Source organism: Leptospira stimsonii, assembly GCF_003545885.1.
GTDB classification, from domain to species: Bacteria; Spirochaetota; Leptospiria; order Leptospirales; family Leptospiraceae; genus Leptospira; species Leptospira stimsonii.
This window is the reverse complement of record NZ_QHCT01000018.1, coordinates 1-13497: the sequence shown is the minus strand read 5'-3', so window position 1 is coordinate 13497 and position 13497 is coordinate 1. Positions and strand designations below refer to the sequence as shown.

The 13497-nt window shown below is 39.2% G+C and carries 9 protein-coding genes; 7 read left to right on the top strand and 2 right to left on the bottom strand.

Going from position 1 to position 13497, the window contains the following annotated elements; all coding sequences use genetic code 11:
• Together DLM75_RS23775 and DLM75_RS23770 are read left to right on the top strand one after the other, a co-directional pair.
• The coding region (locus tag DLM75_RS23775; protein ID WP_241548036.1) for a polymorphic toxin-type HINT domain-containing protein at window positions 1-1317 on the top strand (1317 nt) is incomplete at its 5' end.
• Window positions 1283-2014 (top strand): hypothetical protein, encoded by a 732-nt coding sequence (locus DLM75_RS23770; protein ID WP_118970996.1) that lies wholly within the window; start codon window positions 1283-1285, stop codon window positions 2012-2014. The genes DLM75_RS23775 and DLM75_RS23770, both read left to right, overlap by 35 nt.
• 282 nt (window positions 2015-2296) lie before the next feature.
• Here DLM75_RS23770 and DLM75_RS23765 read toward each other — a convergent pair whose 3' ends face one another.
• The gene (locus tag DLM75_RS23765; protein WP_118970995.1) at window positions 2297-2794 is read right to left on the bottom strand and encodes a hypothetical protein; all 498 of its coding nucleotides are present in this window, start codon (window positions 2792-2794) and stop codon (window positions 2297-2299) included.
• 700 nt (window positions 2795-3494) lie between these two features.
• Between DLM75_RS23765 and DLM75_RS24790 the strand changes: the two genes are divergently transcribed.
• Window positions 3495-7241 (top strand): polymorphic toxin-type HINT domain-containing protein, encoded by a 3747-nt coding sequence (locus tag DLM75_RS24790; protein WP_241548035.1) that lies wholly within the window; start codon window positions 3495-3497, stop codon window positions 7239-7241.
• Window positions 7231-7968, top strand: coding sequence for a hypothetical protein (locus DLM75_RS23750; RefSeq protein ID WP_118970993.1), 738 nt, complete (start codon window positions 7231-7233; stop codon window positions 7966-7968). The genes DLM75_RS24790 and DLM75_RS23750 overlap by 11 nt, the downstream gene beginning before the upstream one ends.
• A gap of 378 nt (window positions 7969-8346) precedes the next feature.
• Here the strand turns inward: DLM75_RS23750 and DLM75_RS23745 are convergent, their stop codons facing one another.
• Complete coding sequence (locus DLM75_RS23745) at window positions 8347-8853, bottom strand: hypothetical protein (RefSeq protein WP_118970992.1); 507 nt, start codon at window positions 8851-8853, stop codon at window positions 8347-8349.
• 688 nt (window positions 8854-9541) lie between these two features.
• On the opposite strand from DLM75_RS23745, the gene DLM75_RS23740 reads away from it, so the two are divergent.
• From DLM75_RS23740 to DLM75_RS23725, 3 genes are all read left to right on the top strand, one after another.
• Window positions 9542-11308, top strand: coding sequence for a Hint domain-containing protein (locus DLM75_RS23740; RefSeq protein ID WP_147456703.1), 1767 nt, complete (start codon window positions 9542-9544; stop codon window positions 11306-11308).
• A gap of 344 nt (window positions 11309-11652) precedes the next feature.
• Window positions 11653-12639, top strand: a complete 987-nt coding sequence (locus DLM75_RS23730) for a polymorphic toxin-type HINT domain-containing protein (RefSeq protein WP_118970989.1) — start codon at window positions 11653-11655, stop codon at window positions 12637-12639.
• Window positions 12630-13364, top strand: coding sequence for a hypothetical protein (locus tag DLM75_RS23725; RefSeq protein ID WP_147456702.1), 735 nt, complete (start codon window positions 12630-12632; stop codon window positions 13362-13364). Before DLM75_RS23730 ends, DLM75_RS23725 begins: the two co-directional genes overlap by 10 nt.
• Window positions 13365-13497 lie beyond the last annotated feature (133 nt).

The following is a 13497-nucleotide window of genomic DNA, read 5'->3' as shown; positions in this document are numbered from 1 at the left end:
AATGTCATCGGCAAAAAGTTTGTCAACAGAACATGCTTTGTTGCTGGAACACCGGTTCACACGAAGGACGGACTCAAAAAGATTGAGGAGATTCAAGTTGGGGATATGGTTCTTTCTTGGGATGAGAAGGCTGGGAAAAATAGCTACAAGAAAGTAAAAGAGTTATTTGTCCACGACGTCGAATTGCTCTTTGATGTTGAAATCGGGGATGATACACTCCTTCAAACAACTTGGAATCACCCTTTCTGGGTAGTTGGTAAGAATACCTGGGTAGAAGTGAAGGATTTGAATGTGGGCGATATTGTTCTTCTGAGCAATGGATCGCAAACTCCGGTGACAGGACTTCGTTACTACGATGTTCCATCGACGAAGGTATACAACGTTGAAGTGGAAGACAACCATACCTACTATGTTGGTGAGGACGGCGTATTGGTTCACAATTATGATGTTGATGGAAAAGAATTTTCTTTAGCAAAATCAAGGTATAAAGAGGCAGGTAGCTATAGAAATGTAAGCTTACTCTCCAAGATTGGTCAATTTATTGGTAATGGATTTTCAGGAAAAGGTCTAGGCACAGATGCTTCGCTAATAGACGATGCTTTTGCGTCTTCGGATTCAGAAGGCTTACGTAAAATACATGATCTAGGTTATCAATTAACGCAAGATCAAGAAAAAGATTTTCTATTTGACCAATTTAAAGAGAGCGTAAGTAAAAATTCATTTGGTTCTGTGAGATCTAGGAAAGCACAGGTAAATCTCTACGGTAGCAGATTAGATATTGATTTTCAACGTACCTTCTCCGATCAAATAAGCGGTAGCACGAATGGTATCGAAACTACTGGGACTAAGAGTCCTGAAGAAGTAATTAATCAACAATCTCGTTCTGCAATGGGAGGCTTCCTATCTGCAGCGATTCAAAGTGACGTCTCATCTATTACGATTTCTGGGCTTGGTAGGCCGGAAGCCGGAAATTATCATCATGCTCGACCATATACTGCTGTTGATTATACTTTGGTTAAATTCAAAGACGGGACTCAAGTTAATTTTGGCTACCCTCAAGAACCAGAGATTCCGAATGGAAATGTGAAAAGATTCTTGATGAATCAGGCTGGCAATGCATCTGCAAAAGGATTGAATGGACAAATTTTAACGCGTTTCTATTTTGATACTTCCTTAAATAATGGTTTTCAACATAGAGTAAATAACAAGAGTATTTCACTAATGAATGAACACTTGAATCACGGCCATTTTGGTTATTCACTTTCACCGGAGGAGCGTGAGCATGATAAAACATATCGATATAAAGCAAAATGGTAAGACTTTTTTCATCGTATTATTTTTCTTAATCGTAGGATGCATTAATGCTCAATCGAACGATTTAGATAACTGCGGTAATCCAGAAGATGCAGTTTTTGTTGTGCCAACTGCAAAATTATATGAGGAAGCTAATATTGAAAGTGCCGTAGACAGGAAGTATGAAGAATCCGTACAGTTAGGAGCTCCATTCAGAATTTGCATACGAAAAAAAGTATCAAATAATTTGATTGATGGAGGAGGATGGGTATATGGAGAATTGTTTAACTATGATAGTAGTATGCCCATTGTTAAAAAGTGGACCCTAGAAAGTAATCTCGCTGTCTTTAATAAACCAATTAAGAAGTCGGAAAGTTTATTTTCTGGCCGTTGGAGAGGAAAAAAAATTGGTCAAAGTGGTAGTCACATAATTATTGATTCAAAAACTAAAGAAGTTAATCTTCTACTTTATAATACTAAGTGTTTTGTTGAACAGCAAAAGTTAATATGTGAAGGAGAATTAGCGGATACACCATACTTAATTGCAGGTAAGTATTCCTTCAATGGAGAAATAATTTTGGTTAAATATAACATCTTTAAAGGGTCTAATAAAATACTGGGAAAAAAGGATTATTTCGCCAATGGATCTACAGATAGATTTTATTACTGTGGAAAAAATGTGATCTGTGGAAATGGTTCCGTTGTTTATTTTAAAAATTAATTGAACAGGGTAATAAATTTCACCGATAGTTCTTATAAGCGAAATGAATAGGTACTAAGTTTTTGAACATTTAGCTATTCGAAGAAATGCTCTTTTTGGAGAACCTAAAATAGTGCGATAGAGTGTCCTTAAAGTTTCGCACAATTTTAATTTCGGATAAGACTCTGATTCTACTTTCGTCAAGCAAACAGGCGAGTTCGTATATTATAATATTACACAAAAAATAAAAAACCCGGCAAAGGTTTACCGGGCTTTCAAAAAAATTCTTTAAGACTTATTATCTTAGTTCAACTGAAATAATCCAGTTCCACCGTTTGAAGTTACTAGAATTGTATAAGGTCCAGCGACGTTAAATCTGATTTGCGCCGTTGTTGTAACCGTAGCAGTTCCAGAAATAAAAGTATAATCTACACCGGCAACTGCAACTGAACTTGCCGCCGTAATTGGACAGGTTCCTTTGTAGACTGTGAGTGAAAGAGATCCCGTATTCGCAGTAATTAGCCCGATGCTATTTGTTGGTGCAGAAGGGATTTGAATTGCTCCAATACCAATGGCGCCGGATGTTGTTAAGGCAATTGTAGATACACCTCCATTTTGAGTCGAAGATACAGATGCAACTGGAAGAGTCACTCCACCTGCTGTTACTGTACAAGTAGATCCACCACTCAGTGCAAGAAGAAGTGCAAGGTTAGTCGTATCGTCATTATTGTCGTCCTTTTTACACGCAGAAAGAAGACTGATCAGGACTAAGCAGACTCCGATTTGTTTAATTAATTTCATTCAGGAAATCTCCATATGATTTTTAAATATCACACTGGTTTGACAGGATCTGGTCAATTTTTTTTAATTTCAGAGCTTTGACTTTTTTGGCGATATTGAAAGATTAAATGGGTTCAAATTGAAGGAACAATAGAATATTTTGTCTGAAGTTGGTCATTGGATGGATAGAAGCAAAATTGACTTTTTGCCTAAATTTTTCCGGATTTCCAACAAGGAATACGGCTGGATTGGTAAAGAAAGTCTGTTTTCAAGAGGTTTCAATTTTAAATCACCTTCGGGTATTGGAGAAGCGTGTAACGTTTGCGGATACTTTTTCTTAAAAGATACCTGAAGGCACTGAATTCTTGAATGAACTTGGACTCTTTTGAAAAATCTATTCTCTTTTTTATTTTTTTGCATATCTTGTTCGAAAATTTTCTCAGAATTTGGGAGTCACTTAGATTCCTTTGATATCATTTAATACTGATTAGGTTAAATAGAACAGTGGGTTGGCTTGTTCTTCTCCCGCGAGGGATCGATGCGTGGTCAAGTTATTGATCGTTCGAAATGGTTTCCTTTCTCTAAAACACTTTCAATAACTTGACCGAAGCGGAGAGCCCGACCCGCCTCATTGGGGAGGTCGTGCTTTTACAATTCTTCAAAGCGGGACGCGGCCTAATTCCATCCCTAAAAGCAAGAATGGGTATCGAACATCGAGTTTTTGCAGAAAACCGGTAACACACGTTTCAACGATATGTTGAGCACGATGACGCAGAACTGGGATTCTTGGAGAAGCGAGTTTAACGAAAAACAAAAAAAAGCGGAACAGGCTCATATCGATAACCTCGCAAAAACTCTCAAAGCGAAAGCGGATTGGGAGAAGGATGCGCTTTCTAACTTAAAAACGCAAGGCAACGGCTTTGAAATCCGCGGCGCGTATGATCAGATTCAGGGTATATTAGACTCTATGACGGCTAGTATGCCGACAGAAGTTGGAGCAACGGTAAACGCGAATACGATTCTAAACCAAGTGTTGCAGAATCGTCCTGCCGAATTGGATGCGGCCCTTGTACAACGAGGTGCGTATGCGGACGTTCAGTTTTTTGTGGATCAACTTCAAAAGACGAAGATTGACGATTCAACGATCAAGAATTTCCAAGACTTACGAAAGGAAATGGATGAATCCTCGAAGAAAGTCGTAGTTCTTCAGACGTTAGACAGCTTGTGGAGCTTGCCTGATTCTTTTCAAGAAACGATCAATGGTGCGAATGAGGCACTGAAAAAGCAGATCGCCTCGCAGGTAGCGAATGACGAATTCATTCCGATGGGAGACATGTTTGTTCGAAATGTCACGGGTCCTACAGGCGAAACGCAAACCCAAGTTCTTCCTGGTTACAATGCCTTTTTGTATTCAAAGCCTGACCGTCTTCCAACTCTGCGAGACAGTAACAATCGGGCATGGGATTTGACTGATTACAACGCTTTAACAGCAAACGGCGGTCCGAGCACTGTCGAACTTCAATCGATGGTGAAGCTTGCGCGGGAACAGATGACTCAGGATTTCAAAAAGACCTATGATCCTGAAAACACGTTCAACCGAGAAACTGCGGCGATCGCATTTGATCCAACGGCACAAGCGAAAGTCTTTCAGTCCGCACAATCAGCACTTCAGAGACTTTTTACCGATCCTCAGACCGCGTTAGAATTCGCGGCCGCCGATGACGAAGGCAAAGCGGCGATGAAACAATCTGCTTTGGATTCCGGTTACTTGGTCGGTCCGACCGAAGGTGGCTCTTTTGGCGATCATCACTTTAGTCAATTCTTTGCAATCTTAAAGATGAAAGAAAAATACAATGAGATCAAAAGCAAGGGAGAAGCTCTTCAGAAAGATCCATTGTACAAAGGTTTCGAAGGCGTAGGTGGAGCTGGTGCCGCAAAATTCTACGTTCAGAACAAGAGCACGATCAATGCGATCGATTCCGTATTGTCTACGATTCCGATCGTAAACAGAATCAACCCGCTTGCACTCATGAAGAGTGTTGTAAACGGAGGGATTCTCGGATTCGTAACGAACATAGCGTCCGTAGTTACTGAAACGGTAAGTACAGTAGTTTCGGCAATTGCCACTGCGGGAACCGCAGTGACGATCGTGAGTATGGATTATTCGTATGACCAAGGTTTCGGTGCGAAGGTGGATGTCGGGGTTGGTATCGGTCCTGCGAGAATTTCGTATGCAACAATCGGTTATTCAGAGTTTGGCGGTTTTGAAGCCAGCCTCGGAGCTACAGGAAAGATCGGTCCTGTGGAGGTCGGAGCACGGGTTACCTACAGCGAGAAGAACGGCTTTGGCGCATCGGCCAGCGCCGGAGTCGGACCTTTTACCGCCGGTTTGAATTATTCGCAACAAGGCGGATTTTCGGCGGCAGTCGGTTACAAGAATTCAAATGGTGCAGTCGTTGGTCTTGGATGGTCCGAGAAGGGCGGTGTTAGCGCGAACATCGGTATGGCGACGAAAGGTGGTTACGAAGGCGGTGTGTCTTTTAACAAAGACGAGGGTTTCGGCGTGTATGCGGCTAAAAACGAATTTAACAAATCGGGTCAGCTCACCGGAAGCAAAGCGATCACGTTTAATGAAAGGGATGGTGTTGGAGTAAAGTTAACGAGCAAAGATCCGAGTGGAGCGAACAGTAGCCTTGGTATCGATCCTCATACATCGGTAGCAATTTCTCAACGCGGCGGTGTATCCGTTGACTATGAAAATGCAAACGGCTTTGGCGGTTCGGTGAACGTAGGTTGGGACGGTAAGTATTCGGGTTCGGTGACTCAGAAATATAACGCTGGTATGAATGCTCGAGGAGTCAGAAGCGTTAGCTTTGATTCGGACGGTAACTACAGCAGTTCGAACAAGACGAGTATGATCAACCGTGGTGGTTTAGCTGGTGGTCAAGACGACGTAGATTGGCAGAATGGCATTGCCCTTGGTCAAGGTTCTCTTATGGGAGCGATGGAGAGCGTGAGCGAGAATGTAGCCGCTAATTATGCTAAGTTGAATGAAGCACACAGACAATTTGCAGTTGGCCAGGGTGTGGATCTTTCTCCAGAACAATGGGACAAGTTGTCCGATTCTGCTCGAGAGGAAATCGTACAACGCCTGAAAACCGGAAATTCTCAACACTCATCGAGAGATACGTTAGGAGAGAGAGTCCTTGGTTCAGTTTCCGATTTCGTGGATCAACTAACCGGAACGTATGCGGATCATTCCGGCTGGATTGATGAAGGCGGGGAATACACGACGCGAACTTGCTTTGTAGCGGGAACATTGGTTCACACCAAAAATGGTTACAAAAAGATCGAAGAGATCGCCGTAGGAGACTACGTATTATCTTACAATCAGTCATCGGAGTCGTTAGAATACAATCGAGTTGTGAAAACTTTCGTAAGAGAAACGACTCGGATCTACAAAATCGAGTATGAGAATGGGAGAATCGTCGAAACGACTGAAACTCACCCGTTCTACATAGAGGGCAAAGATTGGGTGAGTGCTAAGAATCTCGTTGTCGGAGACGCCTCCGTTCTTTCGAACGAATCAACATTGAAGGTTTCTTCTATTTCGATTGACGATCGTTTTGAGACGGTTTACAATTTTGAAGTCGAGAATGCTCACACTTACTTCGTTACAGAAGATGCCGTTCTTGTTCACAACAAGTGTGTGATTAAAGAGCCGGACCCAGGTCGTCGTCAAAAGCTATTCGATATGATGCAAAGCCTAACTGACGATAAACTTCAAATGGACGCGAATGGTAATGTGACTGTTGCTAAGGAAGGTTCCGGCAAAAAAAATAAAGGAACTATACTTATGCGAGAGGTAATCGGTAATCTCAATACAACTGAAATTTACGGAGGTGAAAAACCTCCAGAGGGAATGGATATTTTAAATGGATCACAAATGATGCCCCAGTATGGACACGGAGATCGAAGTCTTTTTTCAAGAATTTTTGAGGGAAGTGAAGAAGACTTTATTGCACAAAAAGAAATTAAAAATTCAACGGGGACCGGTTTTAATTCCAAAATTTGGTTGGATATCGATCGTCCAAAAATAATAGCACAACAGAATAAAAAAACAGGTGCAATTGTAAATGATAAAGTGATGCCACTTGAATTTACACTGGGTCATGAATTAATTCACTCACTTCATACTATGGAAGGAACTCGCCGACCATCTTGGGAAAAAGTGTACGTAAACGATTATGATTTTCTTAGAAATGCTTACGATTTGCAATATATAAAAACTGAAGAAGCGCGCACAACAGGTTTGCAGGGCGGAAAGTGCTTACGGGGGGTTCGCGAAGCCTCTTGCATGAATGCCTCAGATGAAGAAAATTATAATATTATAAACAATTATTTTGGATCTAGTCAAAATGACTTAATGCGTGAATCCAAATATAATTATATTCGATATGGCTATTAGTAGAATTGTTATATTGTTCATTGTTTTTTTCTTTGGAGTTGCCCCTATGATATTTTCGGAGGATTGCATTCAAGATTATATTTTGACTGATTTATCGGGCCATAAGAAAAATAATACTTCCGTTGAGTTTGGCCTCGGGATACGAATTAAGAGCATAAGTGATGGTTCTGATATTTTTAGGCCAAACGATATAGTGGTAAAGGTGGATGATTGTGAATGGCAACTTAACTCTGAAAGAGGAAAATTTTATAGATTCGATACGACTGTAGATTATCTTGGATTCGTAAGCAATTCTAAAGTTAAATCGATCAAATTAATTAGAGGAGGGAAAATTATTGAATTCAAGAAGAATTTCTTTTCAGGTTATACGCAAAAAGAAATTGAAAATATAGAATTTACTTCAAAAGAAGATTACAAAAAAAATAGTAAATATAATAACAAAGTGTTCGTTGCAAAAGATAAATCTGAAAACATTTATTTATTAGTTACTGAATATACGAATACTATTTTTTTGCGTGAAAAAAAAGACAATTCATTTAGAATAATTCCTATTATAGAGCTGGCGAATTTTGACGGACTTTTAATAATAAAAATAAAAGGAAGAAGCATATTTAAGATAGTAAATAGTCAATTTGATTTGCTAATAAATAAAGACGATTATCTTAAATTAAAGGATGCTTATCCTTCGCATAATGGTAATGAATTATTCTTTGGATATGGTTTTTAGAGGATAACGTTATTAAAGCTTCGCACAAATGAGAACCTGAGAGAAGGTCTCCAGAGCAGTTTAGGATAACGTCCTAAAAAATTCGCACATTTAGTAATCAAAGAGAAGGCTCTCCTTGCCGATTGAGTTTGTAACGAGCAAATTCAAAAAAAAGGAGCACCCCCCAATGAGAGCAAAAGAAAAAAATCCCACTTGAAAGTAATCCAAGTGGATTAGATCAAGATAAATGAAAGATTTGAGCGAAGTTATAAGAGGTTCAGTAGATCAAACTTGGATCGAACTGAAAAAAGTATGTACTTTATGATTAATTGAGTATCGAAAAATAAAAAAAGGCTTGGGTTTTTTAGTCCAAGCCTTTCGCAATTATTTTAATATTCCTTACGGAGCAAATCCAAAAGAACCTTGCGCATTATTTGCTGTTGTCAGGAGGAGGGTGTAGTTTCCAGAAACTAAAAATTTAATGGATGCCGAACCTGCAACTGTTGTCAAACTTCCACTTTGAATGGAGTAGTCAGTATTTAGTACTGCCAAATTGGAAGCGGCATTAACTGGGCAACCACCTTTATAGACAGCAACACTATAATTACCACTGGTTGCAGTCAAGGTTCCGATATCTTGTGCTACTGCTCCAATTACTTGAACTGTGCCTAAGCCTATTCCAGTAGACGTTGTGAAGGTAATTGGGCTACCAGAAGTATTTCTCGTTGGTGTAACAGTTGCGATAGGAAGAGTCACTCCACCTGCTGTTACTGTACAAGTAGATCCACCACTCAGTGCAAGAAGAAGTGCAAGGTTAGTCGTATCGTCATTATTGTCGTCCTTTTTACACGCAGAAAGAAGACTGATCAGGACTAAGCAGACTCCGATTTGTTTAATTAATTTCATTCAGGAAATCTCCATATGATTTTTAAATATCACACTGGTTTGACAGGATCTGGTCAATTTTTTTTAATTTCAGAGCTTTGACTTTTTTGGCGATATTGAAAGATTAAATGGGTTCAAATTGAAGGAACAATAGAATATTTTGTCTGAAGTTGGTCATTGGATGGATAGAAGCAAAATTGACTTTTTGCCTAAATTTTTCGGGATTTCCTAACAAAGAATACGGCTGGATTGGTAAAGAAAGTCTGTTTTCAAGAGGTTTCAATTCTAAATCACCTTCGGGTATTGGAGAGGCGTGTAACGTTTGCGGATACTTTTTCTTAAAAGATACCTGAAGGCATCAGATTTCTTGAATGAACTTGATTTGAACTTTGACTCCTTTGAAAAATCTATTCTCTTCTTTATTTTTTGCATATCTTGTTCGAAAATTTTCTCAGAATTTGGGAGTCACTTAGATTCCTTTGATATCATTTAATACTGATTAGGTTTAATAGAACAGTGGGTTGGCTTTTTCTTCTCCCGCGAGGGATCGATGCGTGGTCAAGTTATTGATCGTTCGAAATGGTTTCCTTTCTCTAAAATTCTTTCAATAACTTGACCGAAGCGGAGAGCCCGACCCGCCTCATTGGGGAGGTCGTGCTTTTACAATTCTTCAAAGCGGGACGCGGCCGTAATACAGAATGAAGGCGGTGTGTCTTTTAACAAAGACGAGGGCTTCGGCGTGTATGCGGCTAAGAACGAATTTAACAAATCGGGTCAGCTCACCGGAAGCAAAGCGATCACGTTTAATGAAAGGGATGGTGTTGGAGTAAAGTTAACGAGCAAAGATCCGAGTGGAGCGAACAGTAGCCTTGGTATCGATCCTCATACATCGGTAGCAATTTCTCAACGCGGCGGTGTATCCGTTGACTATGAAAATGCAAACGGCTTTGGCGGTTCGGTGAACGTAGGTTGGGACGGTAAGTATTCGGGTTCGGTGACTCAGAAATATAACGCTGGTATGAATGCTCGAGGAGTCAGAAGCGTTAGCTTTGATTCGGACGGTAACTACAGCAGTTCGAACAAGACGAGTATGATCAACCGTGGTGGTTTAGCTGGTGGTCAAGACGACGTAGATTGGCAGAATGGCATTGCCCTTGGTCAAGGTTCTCTTATGGGAGCGATGGAAAGTGTGAGCGAGAATGTCGCCGCTAATTATGGCGAAATGGACGCAGCAAAGAAGTCAGCGTTAGTTGCGGCTTCGAAAAAGCCAGGAAGTAAAATTAGTCAGGCCGATTTGGAAATCTGGGACGATCTTTCTGAGGATGACAAAGAAGAAATTGTTCAAAAGAATCTGAGTGGTAATAAGAGCGGCCAACATGAAACTCGGACCGGAGTTTGGAATCGTCTTACGGGCGGTGTCAAAGATTTTATCGGTCAGTTGTCCGGCAATTACGCAGACAATTCGGGTGAGATGGTTCTTGACGATGAAACTAAACAAATGGTGTTCAAGAAACGCACTTGTTTTGTCGCCGGGACGTTGGTTCATACGAAGGATGGACTCAAAAAAATTGAGGAGATTCAAGTTGGGGACGAAGTGCTTTCTTGGAACGAAAAGACTGGGCAGAACAGTTACAAGAAAGTAACTGAGTTATTTGTTCATGATGTAGAACTTCTCTTTGACGTCGAAATTGGCGAGGATACCATACTTCAAACGACCTGGAATCACCCCTTTTGGGTTGTTGAAAAGAATGCTTGGGTAGAGGTGAAGGATTTGAAAGTTGGAGATACCGTTCGTTTAAGAGATGGGTCTCGGGAGTCAATTACTGGACTTCGTTATTATGATGTTCCTACAACTAAAGTTTACAATTTTGAGGTGGAAGAGAATCATACTTATTTCGTCGGTGAAGATGGCATTTTGGTTCATAATTATACTTTTCAGATTGGAATCGGAGGAGGAGTTGCAACCTTTTTAGGAGTTTCATATGAAAAGGGTATTGCAGTTAGTATTTCGAAGGAAAATGGAATTCAAGTTGGTACATATACAGTAAAACCTACTAACAACGGAACCGTTATTCCTGGAGGGCATTCGGATGCAGGAGCTTCAGGGAGTCTGAATTTTACTTTTTCAAAAAATAAATCTTTATCTGATTTAGAAGGAGATGCGGTAACGACAGGTATGACTGTTGATGCGGGACCGGCCACAGTACCTTTTCCATCCCCACAAATAGGAGGTTCTGCGACCATTCCTATTGGTTCAAGTGCTTATCCATCTTTCACGTTTACATTAGGGGGAAGTTATTCTATAAGCCCGATTGATCAATTTATTACACCTAACAATACTACAATAAATCGTACAAGTGGTACGATCAAGAATCAACAAGGAGTATGTGGTGCTAATATGAGTTGCACACAAAATAAAACTTCCTGCGGAGTTTCAATGAGTTGTAATCCAAAAATAAATCCAGGTAGTTTTTGAATAAGGTACATATGGCATTATTAGTTTTCCCACTAGGCATAGTTTTTTTCATTATCTTTTTGTATACATGGATACGAATAGGCATTTGGATCTATTGGGTTATTTATTTAAATGGAATAGAACCTAATAAATATCGAGAATTACGTACACAAAAAATAGAGATAATGGAATCAGAAAAAAAAATGAACAGAGCGTTCATTTACCTATGCTTATTTCTGATTATTTTTGCGATAAGTATACTTTTTATTATATAGTAAACTGTGCTTATTCGGAAACTTGTAGTAACAAATAGCATAACATTATTAGAATACAGCATTTCTGCAATATGAGTATGAAAAGATTGGGTGAGCGCTAAGAATCTCGTTGTCGGAGACGCCTCCGTTCTTTCGAACGAATCAACATTGAAGGTTTCTTCTATTTCGATTGACGATCGTTTTGAGACGGTTTACAATTTTGAAGTCGAGAATGCTCACACTTACTTCGTTACAGAAGATGCCGTTCTTGTTCACAACAAGTGTGTGATTAAAGAGCCGGACCTTGAAAGCCGAAAGAGAGTCTTTGATATGATGCAAAGTCTAACTGACGATGAACTTCAAATGGATGCAAATGGTATTGTAACGGTTAATAAAAGAAGTAAAGGTCAAAAAGGAATGGGGACTCAACTATTAAGAGATGTAATTGGTGCAAGTAAGACTACGGAAATTTATACAGGAAAAGGCACTGCACCTTGGAATCCCGATGCTGTAGGATCGGCTTCTTATCCGATTCTCCCTGATATAGAAGAATTTGAAAAAAGTTTAGTTGGTTTGAGCAAAGATGAGAAAGAAAAAAGACGAAAGGATTATGTAAATAATCATGAAAAGCGTCTTTCGCAGGGTGAAAAATACGATTCTAGAATATGGCTAAGCCAAACACCATCTCAATTAACTTTACAAGATCAAAGAACGGGAGAAATATATGCTGGCACTGTACCCATTCAGTTTACTCTAGGACATGAGCTAATTCATTCAAAAAATCAGATGAACGGAAAACGTCAACCTTCAAGTAAAACAGCATATGTAAATGCCTTTGATTTTCAAAAGAATATTCCGGTTTTAGAGTCTGTGGAGTTAGAGGAAGCATTAACTACAGGACTAAAAAATCCAAAAATTGAACCTAAAATGAGTCAGAGTGAAAAATGGTTGGCTGAAGAAAAAAATAAGCTCATAGAAAGGTATAAAGGTCCAAGTCAAAACGGGTTGATGACTGAAGCTGGTCTCAATTATCTACGATACGGCTACGATTCTCCCAATTTACCGAGGAAAAAGGAGTGTTGGATATTTTGTCCATAATTACTTTAGGTTTTAGATTATTTCTAATTTGCCTATTCTTGAGTTTGAAAGGAGATTTATTTTCTCAATCCTGTTATTGGGAAAAAATTAATATAGGTTTTGGTCATCCTATCCCCAGGAATGTAACAGAATTTATACCTGGACTTGGCTATCGCATTATCAAAGCTAATTTTAAACGCGATATATTTGAAGAAGAAGATATAGTGTTAATGGTTAATGATTGCTCTGCTTCGCGATTTATTACAAAGGATGGATATCATTTTGTTAATTCGACCGTTCGATATTTAGGCTTTAATGATAGTTACTTACCTTCTTCAGCTATTCTATTAAGGGAGAACGTTTGTTTTAAGTTTTATAAAGAAGCTGAAAATATTAAGAAAATAAATATTTCGTGCCCAATTGGAGAAGTTAAAAAGAATCTATTTGATCTGAAATCGATTTCCTCTAAAAGCTTTCTAACTAAAAAGGGTGACATTGTGTTACGCATTTTTGTAAACGATCGCAACAGTAGTGCTTTGGTTAAAGCTAAGAAGGATAAATTCTATGTGGCAATATACAATATCGATCTTGAAATAAAAGAAAACAATATAATAATAATAAAGAATGACAAGAAGCTTGCGGATTTAAATTTACTCCTGAACGAAGTCTTTATTAATAAGAGAATAATTTATTCATTAGACCGGGATATAGAGCGAATACCTGCAAGGTATTTTGCATTTTTATAACATCTTAAAAATGATTGTCAACTGTACAAAAGGTTCGTAAACGACTAAACTAAATATATGAAACTAGCGACCTCGGTTGACAGAAACGATAAAGTATTCAACCTGAGGAGTATGTATGGCGACGGATTCTCAA

Excerpts from the sequence above, each read along its gene's own strand:
- DLM75_RS23770 (WP_118970996.1), top strand. The coding sequence starts at position 1,283 with ATGATAAAACATATCGATATAAAGCAAAATGGTAAGACTTTTTTCATC.
- DLM75_RS23765 (WP_118970995.1), bottom strand. The coding sequence starts at position 2,794 with ATGAAATTAATTAAACAAATCGGAGTCTGCTTAGTCCTGATCAGTCTT.
- DLM75_RS23750 (WP_118970993.1), top strand. The coding sequence starts at position 7,231 with ATGGCTATTAGTAGAATTGTTATATTGTTCATTGTTTTTTTCTTTGGA.
- DLM75_RS23745 (WP_118970992.1), bottom strand. The coding sequence starts at position 8,853 with ATGAAATTAATTAAACAAATCGGAGTCTGCTTAGTCCTGATCAGTCTT.